The 23,978-nt window shown below is 32.5% G+C and carries 16 protein-coding genes; 6 read left to right on the plus strand and 10 right to left on the minus strand.

Translation table 11 applies throughout. The annotated features are described in order from the left end of the window. The first annotated feature begins 42 nt into the window (after positions 1-42). The 4 genes from CHB81_RS17570 (at position 43) to CHB81_RS17585 (ending at position 4,410) form a co-directional block, all read left to right on the plus strand. A complete protein-coding gene (locus CHB81_RS17570; RefSeq protein WP_089353153.1) occupies positions 43-1,551 on the plus strand; it encodes a serine hydrolase in 1,509 nt (502 codons plus the stop codon). Between the two features lie 49 nt (positions 1,552-1,600). After that, positions 1,601-2,068, plus strand: coding sequence for a nuclear transport factor 2 family protein (locus CHB81_RS17575; RefSeq protein ID WP_254921156.1), 468 nt, complete (start codon positions 1,601-1,603; stop codon positions 2,066-2,068). Between the two features lie 234 nt (positions 2,069-2,302). Next, the gene (locus CHB81_RS17580; RefSeq protein WP_089353155.1) at positions 2,303-3,754 is read left to right on the plus strand and encodes a serine hydrolase; all 1,452 of its coding nucleotides are present in this window, start codon (positions 2,303-2,305) and stop codon (positions 3,752-3,754) included. Positions 3,755-3,960: 206 nt separating this feature from the next. Next, on the plus strand, positions 3,961-4,410 hold the full coding sequence (locus CHB81_RS17585) for a hypothetical protein (protein WP_089353156.1): 450 nt from the start codon (positions 3,961-3,963) through the stop codon (positions 4,408-4,410). Positions 4,411-4,523: 113 nt separating this feature from the next. Here the strand turns inward: CHB81_RS17585 and CHB81_RS17590 are convergent, their stop codons facing one another. Further along, positions 4,524-6,914 carry a penicillin acylase family protein gene (locus tag CHB81_RS17590; RefSeq protein ID WP_089353157.1) on the minus strand — a complete coding sequence of 797 codons (2,391 nt, stop codon included), beginning with the start codon at positions 6,912-6,914 and terminating at the stop codon, positions 4,524-4,526. A 117-nt stretch (positions 6,915-7,031) separates the two neighbouring features. Here CHB81_RS17590 and CHB81_RS17595 point away from each other — a divergent pair, with 117 nt between their 5' ends. Both CHB81_RS17595 and CHB81_RS17600 read left to right on the plus strand, forming a co-directional pair. Then, positions 7,032-8,594: a hypothetical protein gene (locus CHB81_RS17595; RefSeq protein WP_089353158.1), complete on the plus strand. Its 1,563-nt coding sequence runs from the start codon at positions 7,032-7,034 to the stop codon at positions 8,592-8,594. A 174-nt stretch (positions 8,595-8,768) separates the two neighbouring features. Beyond that, positions 8,769-10,580 carry a hypothetical protein gene (locus CHB81_RS17600; protein WP_089353159.1) on the plus strand — a complete coding sequence of 604 codons (1,812 nt, stop codon included), beginning with the start codon at positions 8,769-8,771 and terminating at the stop codon, positions 10,578-10,580. A gap of 58 nt (positions 10,581-10,638) precedes the next feature. Here CHB81_RS17600 and CHB81_RS17605 read toward each other — a convergent pair whose 3' ends face one another. From CHB81_RS17605 to CHB81_RS17645, 9 genes are all read right to left on the minus strand, one after another. After that, complete coding sequence (locus CHB81_RS17605) at positions 10,639-11,064, minus strand: YMGG-like glycine zipper-containing protein (protein WP_089353160.1); 426 nt, start codon at positions 11,062-11,064, stop codon at positions 10,639-10,641. A gap of 194 nt (positions 11,065-11,258) precedes the next feature. After that, a complete protein-coding gene (gene kynU / locus CHB81_RS17610; protein WP_089353161.1) occupies positions 11,259-12,536 on the minus strand; it encodes a kynureninase in 1,278 nt (425 codons plus the stop codon). 317 nt (positions 12,537-12,853) lie between these two features. After that, entirely contained in the window at positions 12,854-13,903 is a 1,050-nt protein-coding gene (gene queA / locus CHB81_RS17615; protein WP_089353162.1) for a tRNA preQ1(34) S-adenosylmethionine ribosyltransferase-isomerase QueA, read from the minus strand. 382 nt (positions 13,904-14,285) lie between these two features. Then, the gene (locus tag CHB81_RS17620; RefSeq protein ID WP_089353163.1) at positions 14,286-15,509 is read right to left on the minus strand and encodes a 3-phosphoshikimate 1-carboxyvinyltransferase; all 1,224 of its coding nucleotides are present in this window, start codon (positions 15,507-15,509) and stop codon (positions 14,286-14,288) included. 134 nt (positions 15,510-15,643) lie between these two features. Next, positions 15,644-15,970, minus strand: a complete 327-nt coding sequence (locus CHB81_RS17625) for a nucleotide pyrophosphohydrolase (RefSeq protein WP_012022600.1) — start codon at positions 15,968-15,970, stop codon at positions 15,644-15,646. A gap of 2 nt (positions 15,971-15,972) precedes the next feature. Then, entirely contained in the window at positions 15,973-17,964 is a 1,992-nt protein-coding gene (locus CHB81_RS17630) for a DUF3857 domain-containing protein (RefSeq protein WP_089353164.1), read from the minus strand. Between the two features lie 2 nt (positions 17,965-17,966). After that, positions 17,967-19,979, minus strand: a complete 2,013-nt coding sequence (locus CHB81_RS17635; protein WP_089353165.1) for a DUF3857 domain-containing protein — start codon at positions 19,977-19,979, stop codon at positions 17,967-17,969. 2 nt (positions 19,980-19,981) lie between these two features. Next, positions 19,982-22,003, minus strand: coding sequence for a DUF3857 domain-containing protein (locus tag CHB81_RS17640; protein WP_089353166.1), 2,022 nt, complete (start codon positions 22,001-22,003; stop codon positions 19,982-19,984). 15 nt (positions 22,004-22,018) lie between these two features. Then, positions 22,019-23,926: a DUF3857 domain-containing protein gene (locus CHB81_RS17645; RefSeq protein WP_089353167.1), complete on the minus strand. Its 1,908-nt coding sequence runs from the start codon at positions 23,924-23,926 to the stop codon at positions 22,019-22,021. Positions 23,927-23,978: the final 52 nt, after the last annotated feature.

Below are 23,978 nucleotides of genomic sequence, written 5' to 3' on the forward strand. Positions count from 1 at the left end.
ATTAAACTAATATTGCAAAATCATCAATCAAATCAATCACAAATGAAAATCAACAAATCATTTTTCCACTTAAAAGCCGTTTTAATTGGAATATTGCTCCTCCAATTCCACATTGGATTTTCTCAGGAAGAAAAAAATTCAAAACTGTACAAAACCATTATGTCAAGGGACAGCCTTCTCTTTAATGTTGGTTTTAATACTTGCGATGTATCTCAGTTTGAAAACTTACTAAGCAACAATTTTGAATTTTATCATGATAAAGACAGTATTCAGGACAGAACTTTATTTTTAAAAAACATTAGAAAAGGCTTATGTAGCGCTACCAAAACCTATCAAGCCAGAAGAGACCTGGTAGAAGGAAGCACCGAAATCTATCCATTAGCCAAAAATGGCGTTCTGTACGGTGCTTTGCAAATAGGAATTCATCAGTTTTTTGAACCTACCCCAGATAAAAAAGACAAATTTGGAAGTACCGCAAGATTCACTCATCTCTGGATATTAGAAAATGGTGTTTGGAAACTGAGAAGATCTTTTAGCTATGATCATCAAACGGTCAATACTGCCGGAACAAAATCAAGCATTTTTGATAATGATTCCGAAATTCAAAAATGGCTAACACAAAACAACGTTCCAACTTTGGGAATTGGCGTTATCAACAACGGAAAACTGCAGGAAATAAAAGTATTTGGCGAACTTAAAAAAGGTATTGCAGCGCCATATAACACGATTTGGAATGTTGCTTCACTAACTAAACCGGTAACAGCAATAGTTGCATTAAAACTGGTAAGTGCAGGAAAATGGAATCTTGACGAACCTCTTTATAAATATTGGACAGATCCGGATATTGCAAATGATCCAAATACAAAACTCTTAACAACAAGAATTATACTAAGTCATCAAACGGGATTCCCAAATTGGAGATTTATGAACGAATCCGGCAAACTGGATTTTAAATTTAAACCCGGTACAAAATATCAATATTCTGGCGAAGGATTAGAATATTTGAGAAGAGCACTTGAAAAGAAATTTCATAAAACATTAGATCAATTGGCGAATGAATTAATTTTTCAGCCTCTAAAAATGATGGATACTCAAATGATCTGGGATGATAAAGTCGATCTTTCAAGATATGCCATTAATTATGATAAGAAAGGAAATGCTTATGAGCCTACTAAAAATAAAACAGCAAACGCTGCCGATGATTTATTAACTACGATTAAAGATTACGGAACATTTTTGTGCAGTGTAATGAACAGCGACGGATTGAGCAAAAAAGTTTTTGACGATATGACTTCGCATCAGGTCGAAACGAAGAAAAACAAATACTTTGGACTTGGATTTGAAATCTATGATTTAGGAAACAATGATTATGCATTATCTCACGGCGGTGCAGACAAAGGCGTTCAGACCATTGTAATATTGCTTCCGAAGACAAAACAAGGTCTTATTATTTTTACCAATGTTGACGATGGTTATAAGGTTTATGAAAAATTAGTGAATCATTATCTTGGCGAAAACGGAAAGAAAATAATTGAGATAGAAACGAAATAAGCCCGAGTCAAAAAAATCAGGTATTAACAAAATCATAATTATGAGATTCATGATAAAACTATTTATTCTTATACTATTATTTTTAACTCAGGTAGTATTTGCCCAAACGAACAATGAGGTTCTGAAAATGGCTGCTTTGAAAACAGAAATTATCAAAATGGATAGTTTGCTTTTTTCAGTTGCATTCAATCAATGTGACACTACACTTTTCAAAAAAATAATTGCCGACGACATAGAATTTTATGATGACCGTTCCGGATTAAATACTTCTAAAGCAAATGAGATAAAATCTTTAATCTCAAAATGTGTGATGGCTAAAAAATTAACCCGAAAATTAAATTCCTGCACTATTGATAAATTAGGTGATTTTGGTGCTGTACAATTGGGTGAGCACACCTTCTATTTTGATGGTAAACCGGAAGGCACTGGGAAGTTTATTCATATTTGGGAACGAACAGGTAATGATTGGAAGTTAAAACGAATTGTTAGTTACGAACATAGACCTATTAAAAAATAGCTCTTCAAACGCATTGCAATTCCGCAGTAGCAAACGTATTTGAAAAAAAATTGATTAAAACTGAAACCAAATGATCTTTTTGTCGTCTATTAAGATTAAAGCATCGTTAAAAGCACTGCTTTAATTTGTAATTTCGTTTAACAAATTAAATTACAAACGTTTATAAAGTTTCAATCATTCAATCAAAAAATCAAACAACGTTTTAATAATCTTAATTACTAATCATCAATCATCATGAAAAAACCAATCAAACTTATTGCACTCAGCGCAATTCTGTTATTTTTCACAATCACTATTAACGCTCAGGATAAGGCCAAACAAATAGACCAGCTCTTGAGTAAATACAACGAATACGGGCAATTTAACGGATCTGCGCTTGTATCTCAAAACGGGAAGGTCATTCTGAAAAAAGGATATGGTTTTGCCAATATGGAATGGGATATCCAGAATCAAGCTAACACTAAATTTAGATTAGGTTCTATCAGCAAACAATTTACATCCTTATTAATTTTAAAATTAGTCGAAGAAGGAAAAATCAAACTCGATGTTCCAATTACAACTTACTTACCGGATTATCCGAAAGCAAATGGCGATAAAATCACGATTCATCATTTACTGACACACACATCAGGAATTCCTAATTATACTTCTTTCTCGAATTTCTTTAAAGATATTAGCCGAAATCCATATACTCCAGAAGAGTTTGTCAAAACGTTCTCAAGCATGCCTCTTGACTTTACGCCTGGCGAAAAATTCAGTTACAGCAACTCGGGGTATTTTGTATTGGGATACATTATCGAAAAAATCACCGGAAAATCATACGAACAATATTTGCAAGAAACCATTCTTACTCCGCTAAAAATGGCAAATACAGGTTACGATCATAGCGATATTATCTTAAAAAATAGAGCTGCGGGTTATGAGAAAAAAGGCAAAACTATTAAAAACACTTCTTATATCGATATGAGTCTTCCTTATGCGGCGGGTTCTTTATACTCGACTGTTGAGGATTTATATCTTTGGGATCAGGCACTTTATACTAATAAATTACTTTCTCCGGCATCAATGGAGCTTTTGTTTAAACCATATATTGCTGCGGGCGGAATTGATTTTTACGGATACGGTTGGTTTACAAATGAGGAAACTGTTGGAAAGAGTAAATTAAGAATCGTAGAACATGGCGGCGGAATCAACGGTTTTAATACGCTCATTTCGCGTATTCCTGCTGATAAAAATCTTGTTGTTTTATTGAACAATACCGGCGGAACTGTTTTAGGCGAAATAAACGCTGCTATTAGAGAAATTTTATACGACCAACCTTTTGATCAGCCTAAAAAATCATTAGCATTTGAGCTTATGGATGTATACGCAGATCAAGGTGTGACAATTGGATTAAGTACTTATAAAAAACTAAAAAATGATCCAACGTACGGCATCAAAGAGAGCGATATTAATCAAGTTGGTTATCAACTTTTGCAACAAGGGAAAAAGAAAGAAGCAATTGAAGTTTTTAAGATAAATGTTGAAACTTTTCCTAAATCCGGAAATGCTTATGACAGTTTAGGCGAAGCTTATCTGGCTGATGGAGATAAAACTCTGGCTATTGCAAATTATAAAAAATCAGTAGAACTTGACCCAAAAAACGAAAGCGGAAAAAAAGTCCTTGACCAAATTTCGAAAAAATAGTACTTATAAGACAAGTATTCAAGGACAGTTATCCTAATTCTTACTTACTCTGATAGTTCTGGTTTATGACCAAAATTATCAGAGTTTTTTTGTTTGAAATTGCATTTTCTGATTCCATATTTATTATAAAAAAACTATTTTAGCACTGCCAAAACAAATCTAAAATTACAATTGTTATAGCTGTAATTTATATCAAATATTAACCTATGAAAAAATTAAAGAAGCACATTCTTTTAGTGTTATTAGCATCTCTGTTTATTCCTGTTGCTGCTATTTCTCAAACAGCTACACCAAAAGTAGCAATGCCTACACAGCAAAATAAAATCATAATTGATAAAATTGTTGAAGCAGCAAAATACAAAAACTACGTTGTAGACTTTTGTCTGGTTACCATAAACGAAGCTGCTGCTACAGAAAAATGGAACGATCAAAAAACAGTTGAAACTACAGAAAGTATCAATTATAAAAACTTTAGAGATGCCGTTTATAATATGTTTGCTTTTTATAACGAAATAGACCTTCAAACGTTATTAAAAACATATCAAAATGACACGGCATATCAAACCACAAACGTCATGACTACGAATGATGCACTAGCTTATAATCTTGAAATATTTGCTAATGATATTGTTCGCGGAAGATATATTTCTAAGTAAGATTCTAAGGTTCTAAGTTACTAAGGTCCTAAGTATTAAAATCTTTGTCAAAGTTTAAAACTTTGACAAAGATCACGCAAACTTGAAACTTGAAACTTGAAACTTCAAAAAACCTACTCCCCTTTTGGTTTTAAAACCAATTTTGTCGAAGTTTTAATAATCTCCTCTTTATTCAATTTCATCTTTCTAAATTTTCCAGCATTGTACATTTCCGCCTGATCGTCATAATGTTTACTAAATGGATTTCCGGATTGTCCTGTTGGCAAAATACTCCAACTATTTTCGATATCTGAGAAATCTACAATTCGTCTGGTCGAAGGCCCGCCTTTTGTATGGTATTTACCTTCTTTATTAAATCCGAAGAACTGATTATTTATTACTTCATTTGCCCCTGGATCAGCAAATGGTCCAACATTAAATAATCTTCGTAAAGCTGCCACTTTTCCTAACGGATGCTCGTGTTCTACCGTATGTACTTTTCCCCAGTTCCAATCAGCAACCTGATTTCCTAATTGTGTCTGAAGCGCTGCAACAGCTTCATGAAATGATTTTGAAACAATTTCGCTTCTGGTTTCTTTTACATTTTTAGTTTTAATATTATCCCACCAAACTGAGTTTTCGTTCTCAATTTGTCTTGCAATAATTTGTTTTCCTAAAGAAGTATCTAAAAACAAGGTGAAATTATCCGCACCCATTTCGTCTTCAAAAGTATTTTTCAGATACAAATAAATCCATTTATTGTAAATCGTTGGCGCAACATCTTCCAGATTATTAGTTCCTTTCCATGATTTTAAAACTTCAATTACTTCTTTTTCTTTTGCCGAAAGTGCGTTACTATTTATGTTCGAAATCAAACTCTGAACCACGCCCGGAGAAACTGGCGAAGTATTATCATAAATCATTTTACTGATCGCTTCTTTATCCCAATCAGATTTCGCATCCATTAAACTTGAAATTCTCTTTGCACGATCTTCCGGTAAATAATATCCGGGATATAAAAATCCGTCAACTGCTTCCGGCTGATTATTTGCCGAATAAACATAACCCCATTTTGGATTTTCAGCTGATGGATTCTTCGAGAAATCCAGATATTCTTTAATATCATCTTTACCGCTTGCACCATCCAAAATAAGAAACGTATTTACTCCCTTATCATGTTTATAAAGTGTTCCTGTTGCCCACCAAGCCACATTTCCTTTAGCATCGCCATACATTACATTCAATCCCGGTGCAGCAACCAATGCAACAGCTTTTCTAAAATCGTCTTTACTTTTAGCATGCGAAAGTCCATAAACAGCATCCAGAATCTGAATTGGCTGTTGGGTATAAATCCATGACATTGCAATTGGGTTTTTCTTATCTAAACGATCTAAAACATCATTCATAATTGGTCCATGTCGGCTTGATTTAACTGTCAAAACCACATCCGAAGTATCTTTTACTTTTATCGTTTTTGTTCTGGTTTCATAAGTAGCAAAACCTGTTGGCGTTTGATATTGATTTGGGTCTCCCGCTTTATTCTTTTCCTGATAAAAATCGATATCATCATTTTCGAACATTGTCAAACCATAAGCATAATTACGATTATGAGCCAATAACGGATATGGCGTTCCTGCCAAATAACATCCGTACAATTCAAAATCTGGCGTTACTAAATGTGCTTCATACCAAGTTCCAGGCTGCGAGAAACTAATATGTGGATCATTGGCAAAAATCACTTTTCCGCTTTTTGTTTTATGAGGTCCGGCAACCCAACTGTTACTTCCCACAAATGGCGGAATTGGAGAATTATCCAATAATGCTGCTACAGATTTTGAAATCGTAGTGTATTCATCAATATTCTCTTTAGAAATCTTGATTCTAGTAGTATTGAACTCGCCTTCAATTCCTAAATCTTTCAAATATTCGACACCATATTTATTACGAACAAAAGTCAATAAAGGATCAGTTTTTTGAGCCATTGCAAAACTAAAAGACATATATCCAAAAATATTATAAACGTCTTTTATCGTAAACTTCTCCTTTTTCACCCCAATCAAAGTAAACTCAATCGGCGTTACACCTTCCTCTAAATATTGATTAATTCCGTCAAGATACGCCATTGTCATTTTATAGCTCTGACTGTTTTTGTCTAATTTGGCAATGGCTTTCGCCGAAGCTTCTTCGATACCAATTCCGGAGAAAAATTTATCATTTTTAAGCGCAACAGATCCAAAGATTTCAGACAATCTTCCGGGTGCAATTCTGCGAAGCAATTCCATTTGCCATAATCTTTCCTGCGCATGAACATAACCCAAAGCTGTCATCGCATCTTTTTCAGAATCGGCATAAATATGAGGAACTCCAAAATCATCAAAATAAACCGTGGTTTCTTTCTGGAGATTTTTCAACTGAACTTCGCCTTCATACTTGGGCTTTAAATGAAAAATATAGGCACATAAACCTATTCCAAGAACAACAATCAAAACGAATAAAACCAGCAGAATTCTTTTAATTTTTCTCATATTTATAAAAAAGTATAATAGTAAATGATTCTCTAATGATGTAACTTAAAGCTAAAATACTGTAAGAAACATCGCTTTTAAAAGTCTAAATTTATGTATTTAAAACCAATACTATAAATGTCTGTCTATAAAAAAATAGCAATCTGTATAATTTCCTTTCTCTTTTTTGTGATTTTAGTCAATATTGGTCTTAATTATTGGATAAAAAAACAATTACCAATCATTATACACGAGAAAAACAAAACAGCTTATAATATTAATTACGAAAAAATCGAAGTGTCGCTTTGGTCGAGAAATATCGATGCGCAAACCTTATTGGTTCACCCAAAGAACCAACCCGAAAACAGTAAAACAAAAATTGGTATATACTCCAAAATAGAATCCATCAGCATTAAAGATTTTAATATTTGGAATTTGGCTTTTCACGATATTATTCAGGCCGAAAGCATTACGATCAATAAAGCGAGAGTGCTTTTATACAAAAAGGATGAGAAACTCCTCAACAATCGCAATAGTATCGAAACCCAAATAATCGAACCTTTCTATAAAATAATTGCTGTTTCTAATATCTATCTCAATGAAGGAAGCGTTGATGTAGTTTCTTTAAAAAATAATAAACCCATTTTCAGCATTAAAAATATCATTTTGAAATTGGAAGGAATTTTAATTTCTGATGCCACATTAAAAGAAAAAATCCCAATGCATTTCGAAAAATATGTTTTAATCTGTGATAGTCTTTATTATAAGCCGAATGCATTTTATCATATGAATATTGGCAAAATTAGTATGCAAAATCGTTTTTTAAGAATTAAGAATTTCTCTTATTTACCTGAGTTTAACAGGAAAGATTTTGTTCGAAAACTAGAAAAGGAGAAAGACATTTATACGATAAAACTCGACTCGGCAGATATTGAAAAAATGGATTGGGGTTTTAAAAATGATCGTTTCTTTTTTAAAGCAAATTCGATTGTTGCTAATCATGTTGACGCTAATATTTATAGAAATAAAATACCGAAAGATGATTTGAGTAAGAAATACCTCTACAATGCTTTATTGCGAAAAATTAAGTTTCCGCTTCAAATCGATACCGTTCAAATTCTTAAATCAAAACTAGTTTATGAAGAAGAAATTGATTTCGCAAAAGGCCCGGGAGTTTTAAATTTCGATCATTTTAACATGCAAATTACCAATATCAAAAGTGGTTTTGGGCTAAAGAAAACTGCCGATGTAAAAATAAAAGTGAATTGTCAGTTCATGAAAACATCACCTTTAGAGGTTGATTGGAGCTTTAATGTTCTGGATCAAAAAGACAGTTTTCATATTCAGGGAACGATTTCAAATTTTAATGTTGCAGCAATGGAGAGATTTACAAAACCCTACATAAACTCTTCGTTTACGGGAACTTTCGACAAATACCGCTTCAATTTTTATGGAAATGATAATACAGCAAAAGGAAATGCTTCGCTGGAATATGATAACTTAAAAGTAAAATTGTATCAAAAGAAACACCGCGAAAAAGAAGCTAAACTAAAAACGGCAGTCGCCAACTTATTGCTAAAAAATGACTCAGGAGACGAAAGTAAAAAAGCGGACGTTGAACTTAATCGCATTCCCGAAAAGTCATTTTATAACTTTTTATGGAGAAGCATCGCTGAATCTTTAAAGAAGATTTTGATTTGATTTTTTCGCCACGAATTTTCACGAATTAATATTTTGCTCCCTCTAAATCAAATTAGTGAAAATTCGTAGCAACCTTTCTCTTATAAAAATTTCAATCATTTATAAACCTGACAATTATCAGGTTTATAGTAAATTCTTTTTCTAACATTTGCTTCTATTTTAATTTAAAAACAAATGACAAAAAAGCCTTTGCATACTTTCCACATTCCTGTAATGGGGCTCGCCTATACAATTGACAGTCCAATTAGAGTGGCGCAATACGGTATTTCATCTGTTGTGTCGATCGCTGATGATGATCTAATTGAAAAAATGCGTAATTTTTATAGTACGAAGTTTAACTTTCCGTACGAAGAGATAAGTCAGAAATTTCACGACTATAGAGCACAAAGAATCACATCCTATCTTAATTTAGTAGATAAAATTGTAAAAGATAAATTTGAACATTTTAAAACTGAATTGATAGAAAGCAAAACTGCTGTAGAAAATTATATTGCGATGCTGCCTAATACGTCAGACATCAAAAAAGGTTTTCAGAATTTGCTTGAAGATGGAATTTCTTTCAAAGAAAACATTCAAAGTTATATCGAATCACATCTTTCTCCAGGTTTAATTGATGTCAATATCATGACAAAACTGGATAAAGATAATTTTGATAAAGATGAACAGCTTCCTATCGAATTTAATGACGCTCACGCAGCTTTAAGAGGTTTTGCCAATAGTAATCTGGAATCTTCGGTAGTACTTTCTGCAGGAATGAATCCGAGATTGTACAGCTACTTTGAAAATTTTTCAGATTTCTTTCCGAATTCAAATAATGAACTTAAAAAGAAAATCATATTAAAAGTAAGTGATTTTAGATCTGCCATGATTCAGGGGAACTTTTTGGCTAAAAAAGGACTTTGGGTTTCTGAATACAGAATCGAATCCGGGCTAAATTGCGGTGGACACGCTTTTGCCACTGACGGACTTTTATTAGGTCCTATTCTGGAAGAATTTAAGCAAAAGAAAGATCAGCTCATACAATCTGCGCATGAGTTGATGACAAAAGTATTATTGCAAAAACAAATTTATGCACCAGAAAATCCTTTGCCTCTTAAAATCACGGTTCAAGGCGGTGTAGGAACTGCTGAAGAACACGAGTTTTTATTAGAAAACTACAAAATTGATTCTGTTGGTTGGGGTTCTCCGTTTTTATTAGTTCCCGAAGCAACTTCTGTAGATAAAGCAACACGCGAATTGTTGATGAATGCCAAAGAAGATGATTTATATTTAAGTCATATCTCGCCTTTAGGAGTTCCGTTTAATACTTTGAAGGGAACTACAAATGAAACTTTAAAACAAAAAAGAATTGAGCAAAATAAAGCCGGAAGTTCCTGCCCGAAAAAATTCCTTGCTTTAAGCAAAGAATACGATCCTGAGGGAATTTGCACTGCTTCGAAAAAATTTCAGGATCTTAAACTAGAAGAATTAAAAATAACAAAAAACACAATTTCTGCAGAGGCTTTTGAAAAAGCAAAATTTGATATTACTGAAAAATCATGTTTGTGTGTAGGTTTGGCAAATGCTGCGTATTTAGAAAATGATATTAAAATAAAAGGTCAGGCACAAGGTGTTGTAATCTGTCCTGGGCCAAATATAGCCTATTTTGACCAAGAAGTTTCTTTGTCTGATATGTTGGGTCATATTTATGGAAATAAATCAATTTTAAGGACCGATAATCGCCCAAATATTTTTGTAAAAGAATTGAAAATGTACATTGATTATTTCAGAAATGAAATTGATGCTCTTTCGGGAGAAATCACCAATGCTCAATTAAAAAAGTGGAATACATTTAAAGCAAATATTCTGGAAGGAATCGAATATTATCAAACATTACTTTCAGCGGCTTCTTATTTTAAAGAAGATTTAAGTAAAATCAGAAAAGACTTTGATTTTTATAAATTAGAATTAGCTCAAATTAAGATTCCAACTTTAGAATTAGCTTAAAAACAGAAACCCCGATTCAGAAACCTGAGTCGGGGTTTTATAATTACAGACCTTATGTCTATTCTTTCTTCTTGCTTCCGTCAATGATTGCACCTGTTCCCGCACCAACACCTGCTCCTGCTAAACCACCAATTATGGCTCCTTCTCCTTTTTTCTTGCTTATAACAGCTCCGGTAATAGCTCCAACTCCGGCTCCAATTACGGCTCCTTTAGCTGTAGAACTCCAACCTTTCTTTTTGGTCGTAGTTGTTGTTGCTGTTCCATCTGCTTGTTGATGTACTACTACAACTTTTTGAGATTCCATTCTTTTTTCCTCCCTTAAGTTTGCCATTTCTGTTCTCATTGAATCAATAACTTTTTGTCTATTAATTTCAACTTTCATTGAATCAATACTAGCTTGTTTTGCTTTATTGATATCTCCTTTTCCTTGGTTTTGACAAGAAACAATAGACAATGCAACAATTAATATATATAAGGCTTTCATGATTGTGGTTTTAAAATTATTACCCTACAAAGTAAGGTCGCTTTATCTGGATTGAGTTACATGATTTTTTAGAAAGGTTATAGAATTTGAAGGTTTTCTTAATCTTTCAACACTGATAAAACAGACTTGTTTCACGCAGATTTTAAAAAGATTCTAGCAGATGCTTAATAATTATAAAAAAATTCGCATTTATATTACTTTCCTAAAATTCCTTTTTTCAGAATTTGCCCAAAATCGAACATATCTTCATAAGAACAATACAATGGAACTGGCGCCAAACGAATTACATTAGGTTCACGCCAATCTGTAATTACGCCATTTTTCATTAAGTAATCGAATAAACTTCTTCCCTCTCCATGTAAAAAGACAGATAATTGAGAAGCTCTTTCTTCAGGATTTGATGGTGTAATAATTTCGAAATTACCTTGTACCTCTTTATCAATTTCATGTAAAATAAATTCTAAGTATGAGGTAATATGATCTCTCTTTTTAATCAAAGCATCCATTCCAACCTCAGCAAACATTTCTACAGAAGCTAAATAAGGCGCTAAAGAAAGTACCGGTAAATTACTAATTTGCCAACCGTCTGCTCCATGAACAGGATCAAAGTTTGGTTCCATCTTAAAACGGCGTTCTTTATTGTGTCCCCACCAACCTGCAAATCTTGGTAAGTCAGGATTATTATGGTGTTTTTCATGGACGAAACAACCAGAAGCATTTCCTGGTCCTGAATTCATATATTTATAACTGCACCAAGCAGCAAAATCTACATTCCAATCGTGAAGTTGTAATTTGATATTTCCAGCAGCGTGGGCCAAATCCCAACCTACTTTTGCACCAGCTTTTTGACCTGCAGCAGTAATAGTCTTGATATCAAAAACTTGTCCGGTATAATAGTTTACACCTCCAATTAAAACCAAAGCCAATTCATCACCAACTTCTTCAATTTTTGCCAAAACATCTTCAAGGCGAATATTATGTTCTCCTTCACGGCGTTTGATTTCTACAATTGCATCTTCTGTTTTATAACCATGGAAATGAACCTGACTTTGAAACATATATTGATCTGAAGGAAATGCTTTTTCTTCGCAGATAATTTTATAACGTTTTGCTGTTGGCTGATAAAAAGAAACCATCAATAAATGAAGATTTACTGTCAAAGTATTCATTACTGTAACTTCTGATGGCAAAGCACCAACTATCTTACTCAGCGGTTCAGCAAATCTTTCCTGATAATCCCACCAAGGTTTATTCGCATAAAAATGTCCTTCTACAGCAAGATCTGCCCAGTCGTTCATTACTTCGTCAATATAAGCTTTGGTACGTTTTGGCTGTAATCCTAAAGAATTCCCTGTAAAATAAATAACGCGTTTGTCATTTACTTTCGGAAAAATAAATTGATCCTGATAATGATTTAATGTGTCTTGCGAATCAAGCTCTCGTGCGAATTCGCGTGTATTTTGAAAAGTCATTGTGTTTTTGTTTTGTCTGCTAAAATAACAAATTTTGTTTGTTTTGTTTCATGTTTTAAGTTTTGCGTTGATATGCTTTGAAGATTTAACCGCAAAGTTCGCAAGGATTTTTATCTAGGTTAACGTTTATAAACGCTAAGTTCGCAAAGCTTTGCGTGCTTTTGCATTTAGCAAACACAAACTGCGCAAAAAATATTTGCGAACTTTGCGTTTAAATTTCGCAAATAATGACAAACTTGAAACCTGAAACTTGAAACCATTTTAAATAAAAAAACCCATCATCACTGACAGGTTTTATATTTTATCTGAATACCTAATTAGATAATCAACATTGCATCTCCGTAAGAGTAGAATTTATATTCTTCTTTAATTGCTTCTTCGTATGCACGTTTCATTAAATCATGTCCACAGAAAGCAGAAATCATCATTAATAATGTTGATTTTGGTGTGTGGAAATTTGTAATCATACAGTTTGCAATACTAAAATCGTGAGGAGGAAAAATAAATTTATTTGTCCATCCTTCATAAGGATTCAAAGTATTTTGAGAAGAAACCGAACTTTCTATTGCACGCATTGAAGTTGTTCCAACAGCACAAATACGTTTTTTGTTTGCTTTTGCAGCATTTACAATATCGCAAGCTTCCTGGTTAATGATCAATTCTTCGGAATCCATTTTGTGTTTAGATAAATCTTCAACCTCAACTGGATTAAAAGTTCCTAAACCAACATGTAAGGTTACTTCAGCAAAATTAATTCCTTTGATTTCTAGTTTTTTCAAAAGGTGTTTTGAGAAGTGTAAACCAGCAGTTGGTGCTGCTACAGCTCCTTCTTCTTTTGCATAAATAGTTTGATATCTTTCAGCATCTTCTGCAGTTACCTCTCTATTGATGTATTTAGGAATTGGAGTTTCTCCAAGTTCTGTTAATTTGTTTCTGAATTCTTCGTAAGAACCGTCATATAAAAAACGTAAAGTTCTACCACGAGAAGTAGTGTTGTCAATTACCTCAGCAACTAATGAATCGTCGTCACCAAAATAAAGTTTGTTACCAATTCTGATTTTACGAGCCGGATCAACCAACACATCCCAAAGACGTTGTTCTGAATTTAATTCTCTTAATAAGAAAACTTCAATTCTTGCTCCTGTTTTTTCTTTGTTTCCGTACAAACGAGCCGGAAAAACTTTAGTATTATTAAGAATTAAAACGTCACCGTCATCAAAATAGTTGATAACATCTTTGAACATTTTGTGCTCTATAGTTTGTTTTTGACGATCGATTACCATTAAACGAGATTCGTCTCTGTTCTCTGCTGGAAATTCCGCTAAAAGTTCTTTCGGTAAATTAAATTGAAAATGTGATAATTTCATTTGAGAAAGTTATGAGTTATAGATTTTCAATCAGGATTATTTGAGGACCTGATTTTTAATCGTGTGCAAATATACGACTGTGAGATAGGCGTTGTCAAGTGTTTTGATGTTTATTTTCAAAAGTCGTTGATTCAGTGGCGTTTCTGATTGAATAAAAATCAAGTTTTGCCTGTTTTTTCACTATATCAGAAATATAAGTTCATTTAATTTGCATTTTTAAAAAATCAATGGTGGTTTTATTTGGCTAAAGCCGAAAAAACAGACATAAAAAAAACCTCGAGTTAAAACTGGAGGTTATTCATTTTTTTGCCACGAATTAACGAATTATTTTAAAGTATCTATGAAAATTAAAATTCGTGAATTCGTAACGAATATTTTTTTATTATAATTCTGAAATTTGGAAATCTAATGCTTTCAAATCATTCCAGAAATCAGGATAAGATTTAGAAACTACCCCGGCATCTTCTATAATAATTGGTACTTTAAGCGCCAGAGGAGCAAATGCCATTGCCATACGATGATCGTTGTATGTAGCAATTTTTACATTATGGTTGATATTTTCTGAAGCTATCAAAGTCAAACTATCATTTGTCACAGAAATATTGGCCCCTAATTTTGTAAGCTCAATTCTAAGTGCCTCAAGTCTGTCAGTTTCTTTAATTTTTAAAGTATGAAGCCCCGTTAAATGACAACCAATCCCTAAACCTAAACAGGTTACGACAATAGTTTGTGCGATATCGGGTGTATTGTTTAATTCAAAATTTATGCTTTCAAATTTAAAATCCTCTTGTTTTACCAATGTCATTTTATTGTCTTGAAACGTAGTTTTCACTCCTAATTTCTCATAAAACGATACTAATTCTGAATCACCTTGTAAACTGTTTTCTTTGTAACTGCTCAAAGTTATCGAAGCTGTATCTGCCAAAGCTACCAAACTAAAGAAGTAAGAAGCCGAACTCCAATCAGACTCTACTACCATTTCTTTTGATGCGACCTCAGCTTTTGGATATACTTTAATTACATTTCCTTCAAAACTGGTTTGAATGTCTAAATCTTTTAGCAAAGCCAAAGTCATTTTAATATATGGAATTGAAGTAATTTCTCCTTCTAAAGTCAATTCTAAACCATTCTCTAATTTTGACGCCACTAATAAAAGCGCCGAAATATATTGACTGCTTACATTTGCTGCCAAAGTTACTTTTGAAGCCGTAACTTTTTTTCCTTTGATTCTAATTGGCGGATAACCTTCTTCTTTTTCATAAGAGATTTCAACTCCCAATTGTCCTAAAGTTTCCACTAAAATCTTTATCGGACGTTCTTGCATTCTGCTGGAACCTGTCATCACAACTTCACGACCTTCATTTACCGCAAAATAAGCAGTTAAAAAACGCATTGCTGTTCCTGCATGATGAATATCTACGATTTCGTCATTTCCTATTAAGGCTTTTTGCATTACTTCACTATCATCAGAATTTGAAGTATTTGCCAATGTAATATTTGGGAACAAAGCTTTTAACAACAATAAACGATTTGTTTCGCTTTTTGATCCTGTTACTGCAATTTGTCCTTTTAAGTTATGTTGAGTTGTTTGAAGTAGTAAATTCATTTTTTTAATTGTAAGTTGTAAATTATGAATTAGGAATGATTAGAAACTTAATTCAGCCCCGCAATTTACCACTCCCCGTTCATAATTCAAAATTCAAAACTCATAATTCAAAACTTATGAGTGATATTTCACAATTATTTTAATTTATCGTTGTTTTTATGGCGGTCTTTATCACGAACTGATTTTAGATCCATTTTTTTATCAAAAGCAGCTTGCAAATCGATTCCGGTTTGATTGGCCAGACATAAAACTACAAAAACAACATCGGCTAATTCTTCTCCCAAATCTTTGTTTTTATCACTTTCTTTTTCTGATTGTTCTCCGTATCTACGGGCAATAATTCGGGCAACTTCTCCAACTTCTTCAGTAAGTTGTGCCATGTTGGTTAACTCATTAAAATAGCGAACTCCGTGTTCTTTTATCCAGGTATCAACATCTAACTGTGCATTTTTCAAATCCATGATTATATTTTTTTAAGAATAATTTTTTCGTTCTGACTTGCAATCGCTTTCTGAAAAAGGTCTTTTAATCCTTTATATGCGTCAGCTGCAAAAATACTATTGTTAATTTCTTTTGTACTCAAAATTTGAATTTTATTTCCATCACTTGAAATATTTAAAGAGAAAACTATTTCTTTTCCTTCTGATGAAATGCGAACAGCAGCTGGTAATGATTCTACCATATATCCTTCAGGAATTTCTAAACTTATAGCATATCTTTCCAAGGTTGGATATCCAAAATAAATCGCCATTTGTCTGTTTTCCTGATTAAAAGGATTTTTACTTCTTGTAAAAAACAATAATGGATTGATAAATATTTTACCTCCAATAATTTCAGATTGATTATCTGACACAAAATCAAAGTTTTCTAAAACCGGACCTGATAAATTTGTCTTTTTATTTTCAATGGTGTAATTTAAAATTTTCACATCGCCTAATTGTTGTTCAAACTTTTCCAGATAAGTCTCATTGTTTTTATCAGCATTGTGAACTCTGAAATTATAAGCATCATAATCTGTTCTCTGAATCCTGCCTTTTCCTTCTATTTTTCCATTGGCATCTACTTTTACTAACAAATTAGACATTTCCCGAGATGGTGTAACAGGTTCCAAATTAATTTCCAGCGAAGTTCCGTCTTTTTTAATCAGTCTTCCTTTCCAGTTCAAAACATTTAATGGCAAGATATTAGGCGTTGTAAATTTATGACTGGCATCCAGAAGTATTTGTTTTCCATCAATCTCAGCTGCTGCAATAACATAATTAAAACCAGTTCTTGTTGGATAAATTGGAACTCCGTTTTCAATCGTGCTTACCAAAACCGGATTTGCAGCTATACCCGCCATTTTTAGCATATTGATCAAAATAAAATTAATCTCAGCTACATTTCCTGTCTGATCCTTATAAGCTTTTACAATTCCTTTATCAGTATAACAACCTCTCGTTTCATCCCAATTCATTTTATTCTGAACGAATTTAAAAATGATATTTAATCTCTCGTCTGGTGATTCAACGTTAGTCAATAATCTTTTTACATCCTCTACTAAAAAGCTGTTTTCACTAAGTTCTTTTCCGAAGCTTTGATCTTTAAAAATTGTTGTTGCCACACCTTCCCAAGTTACTGTATAGTCTTTATCCGGCTGATCAACATATCTAATTCTTTCTAATTCATGTTGAAGAGATCCTCTGTAATTATCAGGATTATTTACGTAAGGCTCTTCTGTTAGTGCCGGAACATCTTTTCCGGAACAAATGGTATTAATTTGTCTATAAGAAAGCCTACTGGTTTGATTATGTTCATTTTCAAAACTTAGACCGCCATTAATCAATTTAGAATCTGTTGTTACGGGCTGCCTCCCAACTAAAATTGTTTTGTAGATATACATCTCCGGAATTTCCGTTTTATATTCAAAATAATTCACAGGAACATCGTACTGAATTTGAAAATCCGGCAGTTTCGTAATATTTTCTGATCGCAAAGTGTATTTATACTCTATGATGGAACCCGCTTTTACATTTGGCAATGTTATGGCTTTCTCATTCCAATATTTATTGATGTTCTTTTTAAAAGTTCCTTCACTTTCAAGTTTTGTTTTTACAACTTTTCCATTTTCTAAATTATAAGTTACAGCATCAGAAAAATCTACTCTGTCTTCATTTAAACTTTCATAACCAATGTAAAATCTTACTTTTTGATTGGCCCAGCTTAATCCTTCCTTTTTATAAATTTTAATTTTAAATTCATAAACATGATTAGCGGAAAAGCCTGTTGTTCGATTATAAGAAAAAAAAGTCCTTCCTTTTTTAAACAAGATAGCGGCCGGAGCCGCAGTATCTTTTGGATTTGATTTTTCTTGTAATTCAGCTATCGTAACTTTTCCCAGTTCATAACTTTGAGCATTACCTTTAGTAACACTCAAAATAAGAAAAAGCAAAAAAACAATTGGACGTATCTTCATTTTTAGATTCTCTTTAAAACTATTTTCTCTGTTTCTTTTGCAATCATTATTTTGTAATATTCTTTTAGCATTTCGTATTTTTCAGTAGAAACAATCGCTTCATTTATTTGATGTGCGATAATCAATTGTAACGAATTACCATTGGCTGCAATATTAAACTTAAAACTCCCCAGGTTATCCTCCATATTAAGAATTGCCGGTGCAGGCAAAGTTTCAACAGCGAAGCCTTCGGGAATTTGAATTGTAATATTGTATTTATCTAAAAACGGATAACCAAAATCTACTGGATATTCACGAACTTCCTGTTTAAATGGATTTTTTTCGTCAGTAAAAAACAACATTGGACTTACATAAATTTTACCCCCAATTACTTCACATAAATTATTTCCCACAAACGAGTATGTCTCTATAGTTGGCAATAAAATATCTTTTTCGTTTGTTCTGGTGTACTCACTAATCTCAATTTTATTATTTATATTCTCGAGCTTCTCAAGATATTCCTCTTCTTTTACTCCATCAATATTACTTCTGGTGATCATAGCATTGTAATCTGTACATTGTCTCCTAGTTTTTCCAGTAACTTTACCTTCAGCGTCAATACTATAAGTCATAAAAACATTATCATTTGACGGTTTACTTGGCATTAAATCAATTTCTTGTGATGTTCCATCTTTTCTAATCAATCTTCCCGACCAGTTTAAAGCTCTTAAAGGCAAAATATTAGGAGTTGAAAATTTCTCAGTACCATCAATTAAAATATTTCCGTTTGGAGTCTCAACTGCAGCAATTACATAATTAAAAGCACTTCTGTTTGGAAAAAAAGCAATTCCGTTAGAACGTGTACTTACCAAAACCGGATTTGCTGTTAACCCTGAATAACGTAACATGGCAGTTAGCATTAAATTAATATCAGCCACATTACCCGTTTTTTCTTTGTATGCTTTTTTAACTCCGTTATCACAACTATACCCATAATATTCATTCCATTTCACATTAGACTTTACGTGATTTAGAATTGCCCATATTTTTTCCTCAGGAGTGTTTTTCCCTGCTAATAAAGCTTTCAAGTCATCTTCAAAATAGCCGGTTTTATTCAACTCAGGTCCAAAATCATCATATTCATAAATCGTCTTTACTACTGAATTCCAATCTGTTGAATATTCTTTTGTTGTCGATTTTGGAAATTTAGTCATAGACAACTCATGTCCAATACTTGAAATATAATTATTAATATTATTTACAAAGGCTTCCTCTTTCATTGCTGGAAAATCTACCGCTTTGAATGTAGTTTGATTTTCCAAATAATCTAATTTATCTGTTGAAAAAGTAGTTGTAGAAACACGCCCCTCAGATCTTTCCTTATTTGTAAAAGTTATAGTCTTAGAATTTTTCTGTGTAGTGATTTTAGGAAAAACATATCCTTTTTGCTTTAAATTAAAAACATAATACTCAGGAATAAAAGTTGAAAATTCAGAATAATTAACAGGGATAGAGGTTTGAAAATCCCAATCTCTGATTATTCTATCACTAGGACATTTAATTGTATATCTAAACTCAATTACTGATCCTTCCTTAACATTAGGCATTGTAATCTTTTTTTGTCCTCTATATTTATTTACTATCTCATCAAATGTTCCATCACTTTTGAGTTTTGTTTTTTCAATTTTACCGTTTACTAAATTGTATGTAACCGCATCCGTAAAAAATACTCGTTCTTTTAAACCATTATAATTATAATACCAAACTTTCTGAGTAGCCCAATCATAACCTTCTTTCTTATAAATCTTAATTCTGGTTTCAACATCAGTTAATACAACAAATCCTTCACTTGGATCATATTCAATTCTTGCATTTCCCTTTTTATACAATATTGCAGCAACCGCAGACGAATCTTTTGGATGTACTTTTTGTTCCAGTTCTGCTATGGACACTTTTCCCTTTTCAAAATTTTGAGCATTACCTTTAGTAACACTCAAAATAAGAAAAAATAAAAAAACAATTGGACGTATCTTCATTTCTAGATTCTCTTTAAAACTATTTTATCTGTTTCTTTAGCAATCATTCCTTTGTAATATTCTTTTAGCATTTCATATTGTTCAACAGAAACTATCGCTTCATTAATTTGATGCTGAATTACTATTTGCAACACATCTCCGTTAGCAACAATATTAAATTTAAAACTTCCTAAATTATCCTGCATATTAAAAACTACTGGCTGAGGCAATACTTCCGTCACAAAACCTTCAGGAATCTTTAATGTGATATTATACTTATCTACAAATGGAAATCCAAAATCTACCGGATATTCTCTAACATCTTGTTTAAAAGGATTACTTTCATTTGCAAAAAATAACATCGGGCGAACATAAATTTTCCCTCCAATTACTTCCGTCAGGTTATCTCCCGCAAAAGAATAACTCTCTATTGTTGGCTGTAATAGGTCTTTTTCATTTGTTCTGGTGTACTCACTAATCTCAATTTTGTTATTTTTATTCTCTAGTTTTTCCAGATATTCTTCTTCTTTTACGCCATCAATATTATTTCTCGTAATCATTGCATTATAATCTGTACACTGTCTTCTAACCTTACCAGTCACTTTTCCTTCGCTATCAAGATTGTAATTCATAAAAACAGTATCAGCCGAAGCTTTTTTAGGCATCAAATCAACTTGTTCAGAAGTTCCATCTTTACGAATTAATCTTCCATACCAGTTTAATGCTTGAAAAGGTAAAACATTTGGTGTTGAAAATTTATCAGATGCATCTAACAAAACATTCCCATTTGGAGTTTCAACCGCAGCGATTACATAATTAAAAGCTGTTCTATTTGGAAAAATTGCAATTCCGTTAGAACGAGTACTTACCAAAACCGGATTTGCAGTCAAACCTGCGTAACGCAACATTGCGGTTAACATTAAATTTATATCAGCAATGTTTCCTGTTTTTTCTTTATAGGCCTTTTTAACACCATTATCACAGCTATATCCTGTGTAATCGTTCCATTTTACACTAGATTTTACATGATTTAAAATTGCTAGAATTTTTTCATCAGTGGTATTTTTATCTACTAATACTTTTTTCAGATCCTCTTCAAAATAACCAGTCTTATTTAATTCAGGACCAAAATCATCATATTCATAAATTGTTTTCACAACTGAATTCCAATCGGTAGAAAATGATTGTGTAGGTCGATTAGGAGATTTAATCATCGCTAGTTCATGCTGAACGCTTGAGGTATAATTATCAATATTATTCACATAATCTTCGTCCTTCATCGCAGGGAAATCAACTGCAGTGTAGGTTGTCTGAGTTTCTACATAATCAAATTTTTCAGTAGAAATATCTGTTCTGGCAGCTGTAAATCCACCCCCACTAGATCTTTCCTTAACTGTGAAAAGAATCGATTTAGTCTTTTTTTCGGCAACAACTTTAGGAAAAAGATATCCTTTTTGCTTAGAATTAAAAACATAATATTCCGGAATATAAGTCTTAAATTCACAATAATTTATAGGAATACTAGTTTGAAAATCCCATTCACGAATCGATCCGTCACGAGGACTTCTTATAGTATAACTAAATTCTATAACTGATCCTTCTTTTACATTCGGCATCGTTATCTTTTTTCTCCCTCTATATTTATTAACGGTTTCAGTAAAAACACCGGCACTTGTAAGTTTTGTTTTTTCAATTTTACCATTTACCAAATTATATGTAACCGCATCATCAAAATCAACTTTCTCTTTTACCCCATCCGAGTTATAAAACCAAACACTTTGATTCGCCCAATTATAACCGTCTTTTTTATAAATTTTAATTCTGGTTTCTACTTCTGTTAAACTAACAAAACCCTCATTTTGATCATATTCAATTCTCGCTTTACCTTTTTTATAAAGTATGGCAGCAACAGCTGATGAATCTTTAGGATGCACTTTTTGCTCTAGTTCTGCAATGGATACTTTTCCTAATTTAAATTCTTGTGCTGTTACTTTTGAAATAAACAACAAAAGGATTGAAAGACTAAAAAGTTTAATAAATTTCATTTGATTAGTTCTTAATTAATTCTTGGTTAATATAATTTTGGCATTATCGTTTCTTGACACTTGCTCCATAAAAAGGCGATACTCATCATATTCTTTGTTTGAATATTTTCCTTTATTCAAAAACATCGAGCGCTTGTATGTCAGTTTGTTGTTTTCTTTTTTGATGATTTCTGTTTTGTATTCTCCAAATTTCCCTTTTAATTCAAAATTTGAAGGCAAAAATTCAATTGTAAAACCTGCTGGTAAGTTAATTTCAATCTCATCGGTATCTAAGTAACCTCGTTGAATTTGAAATGGATTTTTTCGATTACGGATTCGTTTAACATTACTGGCACTTTGATTGAAAGCATCAACTGCAAAAATCATTTTATTGGCAGAAATTGCTCCATAATTTAGAGCACTCAGTTGAATATCTTCAGTAAAACGAACATTATCTTTATCGTTATTAAAAGTTATTTTCCCAAGTTTTAAATTATTAATGTTATCCCAGTGCTTTTTATAATGTGCTTCTTTTTCTGTTGGTTGTAAAGATTCTATTTGCGATTTAAAACTATATTGAGATCCTTCGGAAATCATTGATATCGATCCCGAAAAGTTCCCGTTTTCATCTATTGTATAAGTTCCTTTATCTTTTTGAGTATTACCTTTGTCTGCATAAATAGTAGTTCTAACAATCTGTCCTCCTTCGGGTTTAACTACTAAAACATCTCTGTCATCTGTAAAGGTACCCTGGTATCCAAAAGGATCAACCTGACTTGTACATTCTAACCAGGTATAGCTTTCTCCATTTGGAATTGCTAATATCATATGATTTCCCTGCATCGAAACAAAATCAGCCTGAATATCTGATTTATAACGATCCCCATACAAAATAGTATTATAAGAAGGAACATCAACTACCTGCAAAAGTGCTTTTGTATAATTTGACAGTGCCTTACAATCTCCATATCCTAATCGATCTACATCAGAAGCAAGCATAGGTTTCCATCCTCCAATACCAATCGCAATATTTACATATCTTGACTTTTTCTGAACATAATCATATATAATTTTTGCCTTTTTAATAGGATCTTTTTCATCACCAACAAGAGCTTTTATTTTGGTTTTAGTCTCTTCAGGTAAAACAGTCGTTCCGGCAAGAATTTTTTCGCTATACCATTTACCAAATGCTTCCCAAGTTGTAGCCGTACCGTCTACACCTTCTAAGTGAAAGTGTTCTAACCCCATTATAACTTTAGGAAACAAATCTTCGGCAGAAGGACTGTAATCCTCCGCTTTTCTAGCTAAAATATTAACCGCAACGTAACTAAGTTTAGTGTCGGTATCGCTAGTTTTTTTTATATTAAAATCGGAAAACTGAAACTCTTTCTTTTTAAATCCTAAGTTATTTGGATAAGATATATTTAAGATACATTTCTCTACACTTAAATTATAATCACTCAAGAAATACCATCTTGGAATAAAAGCCGTATTTGAAGTCTCAACCTCACTTGTATAAGCAATAGTAAAAGGATATGAAATTGGTGTATAATCCAAGTAAAGCACACGATTATCTGAAAAAAGAGTACTCCCGCTTACTGCACTTTGATCTTTAAAATCTTTTCGTTTAATCTTTTTGATCTCATTACCCAACATATCATAAACAATAGCTTCGATACTTTTTACCCCGGTTGTTTTATCATAATGTTGATAAGCATTAATATCCCCCAGTCCTTTTTCATTTAAAACTGTTACAACTCGTTGCGCTTTCAGCGTCATATCCCGTTGCGAAGTAATGATAATATCCATTTGATCCAAACGAACTACTGCATTCGCATTTTCTTTAAGGCTATCTGAAATTTTTAATACAGCATATTCGCTCTTTTGAGCAGATGAAATAAGGGTAAATAAGAAAAAAAATAACCCAAAAAAAGTAATTTTCATTAGTAAGTAATTTCGCCAAATATATATTATTTTTAGAAACCCTTAACACTCG

This window comes from Flavobacterium sp. ov086 (genome assembly GCF_900187965.1).
Taxonomy (GTDB): Bacteria; Bacteroidota; Bacteroidia; order Flavobacteriales; family Flavobacteriaceae; genus Flavobacterium.

What these genes read in the sequence shown, in the direction of transcription:
- CHB81_RS17600 (WP_089353159.1), top strand. Translation starts at nt 8,769, where the DNA reads ATGACAAAAAAGCCTTTGCATACTTTCCACATTCCTGTAATGGGGCTC.
- CHB81_RS17640 (WP_089353166.1), bottom strand. Translation starts at nt 22,003, where the DNA reads ATGAAATTTATTAAACTTTTTAGTCTTTCAATCCTTTTGTTGTTTATT.
- CHB81_RS17605 (WP_089353160.1), bottom strand. Translation starts at nt 11,064, where the DNA reads ATGAAAGCCTTATATATATTAATTGTTGCATTGTCTATTGTTTCTTGT.
- CHB81_RS17620 (WP_089353163.1), bottom strand. Translation starts at nt 15,509, where the DNA reads ATGAATTTACTACTTCAAACAACTCAACATAACTTAAAAGGACAAATT.
- CHB81_RS17645 (WP_089353167.1), bottom strand. Translation starts at nt 23,926, where the DNA reads ATGAAAATTACTTTTTTTGGGTTATTTTTTTTCTTATTTACCCTTATT.
- kynU (WP_089353161.1), bottom strand. Translation starts at nt 12,536, where the DNA reads ATGACTTTTCAAAATACACGCGAATTCGCACGAGAGCTTGATTCGCAA.
- CHB81_RS17590 (WP_089353157.1), bottom strand. Translation starts at nt 6,914, where the DNA reads ATGAGAAAAATTAAAAGAATTCTGCTGGTTTTATTCGTTTTGATTGTT.
- queA (WP_089353162.1), bottom strand. Translation starts at nt 13,903, where the DNA reads ATGAAATTATCACATTTTCAATTTAATTTACCGAAAGAACTTTTAGCG.
- CHB81_RS17585 (WP_089353156.1), top strand. Translation starts at nt 3,961, where the DNA reads ATGAAAAAATTAAAGAAGCACATTCTTTTAGTGTTATTAGCATCTCTG.
- CHB81_RS17570 (WP_089353153.1), top strand. Translation starts at nt 43, where the DNA reads ATGAAAATCAACAAATCATTTTTCCACTTAAAAGCCGTTTTAATTGGA.
- CHB81_RS17635 (WP_089353165.1), bottom strand. Translation starts at nt 19,979, where the DNA reads ATGAAGATACGTCCAATTGTTTTTTTATTTTTTCTTATTTTGAGTGTT.
- CHB81_RS17630 (WP_089353164.1), bottom strand. Translation starts at nt 17,964, where the DNA reads ATGAAGATACGTCCAATTGTTTTTTTGCTTTTTCTTATTTTGAGTGTT.
- CHB81_RS17595 (WP_089353158.1), top strand. Translation starts at nt 7,032, where the DNA reads ATGTCTGTCTATAAAAAAATAGCAATCTGTATAATTTCCTTTCTCTTT.
- CHB81_RS17575 (WP_254921156.1), top strand. Translation starts at nt 1,601, where the DNA reads ATGATAAAACTATTTATTCTTATACTATTATTTTTAACTCAGGTAGTA.
- CHB81_RS17625 (WP_012022600.1), bottom strand. Translation starts at nt 15,970, where the DNA reads ATGGATTTGAAAAATGCACAGTTAGATGTTGATACCTGGATAAAAGAA.
- CHB81_RS17580 (WP_089353155.1), top strand. Translation starts at nt 2,303, where the DNA reads ATGAAAAAACCAATCAAACTTATTGCACTCAGCGCAATTCTGTTATTT.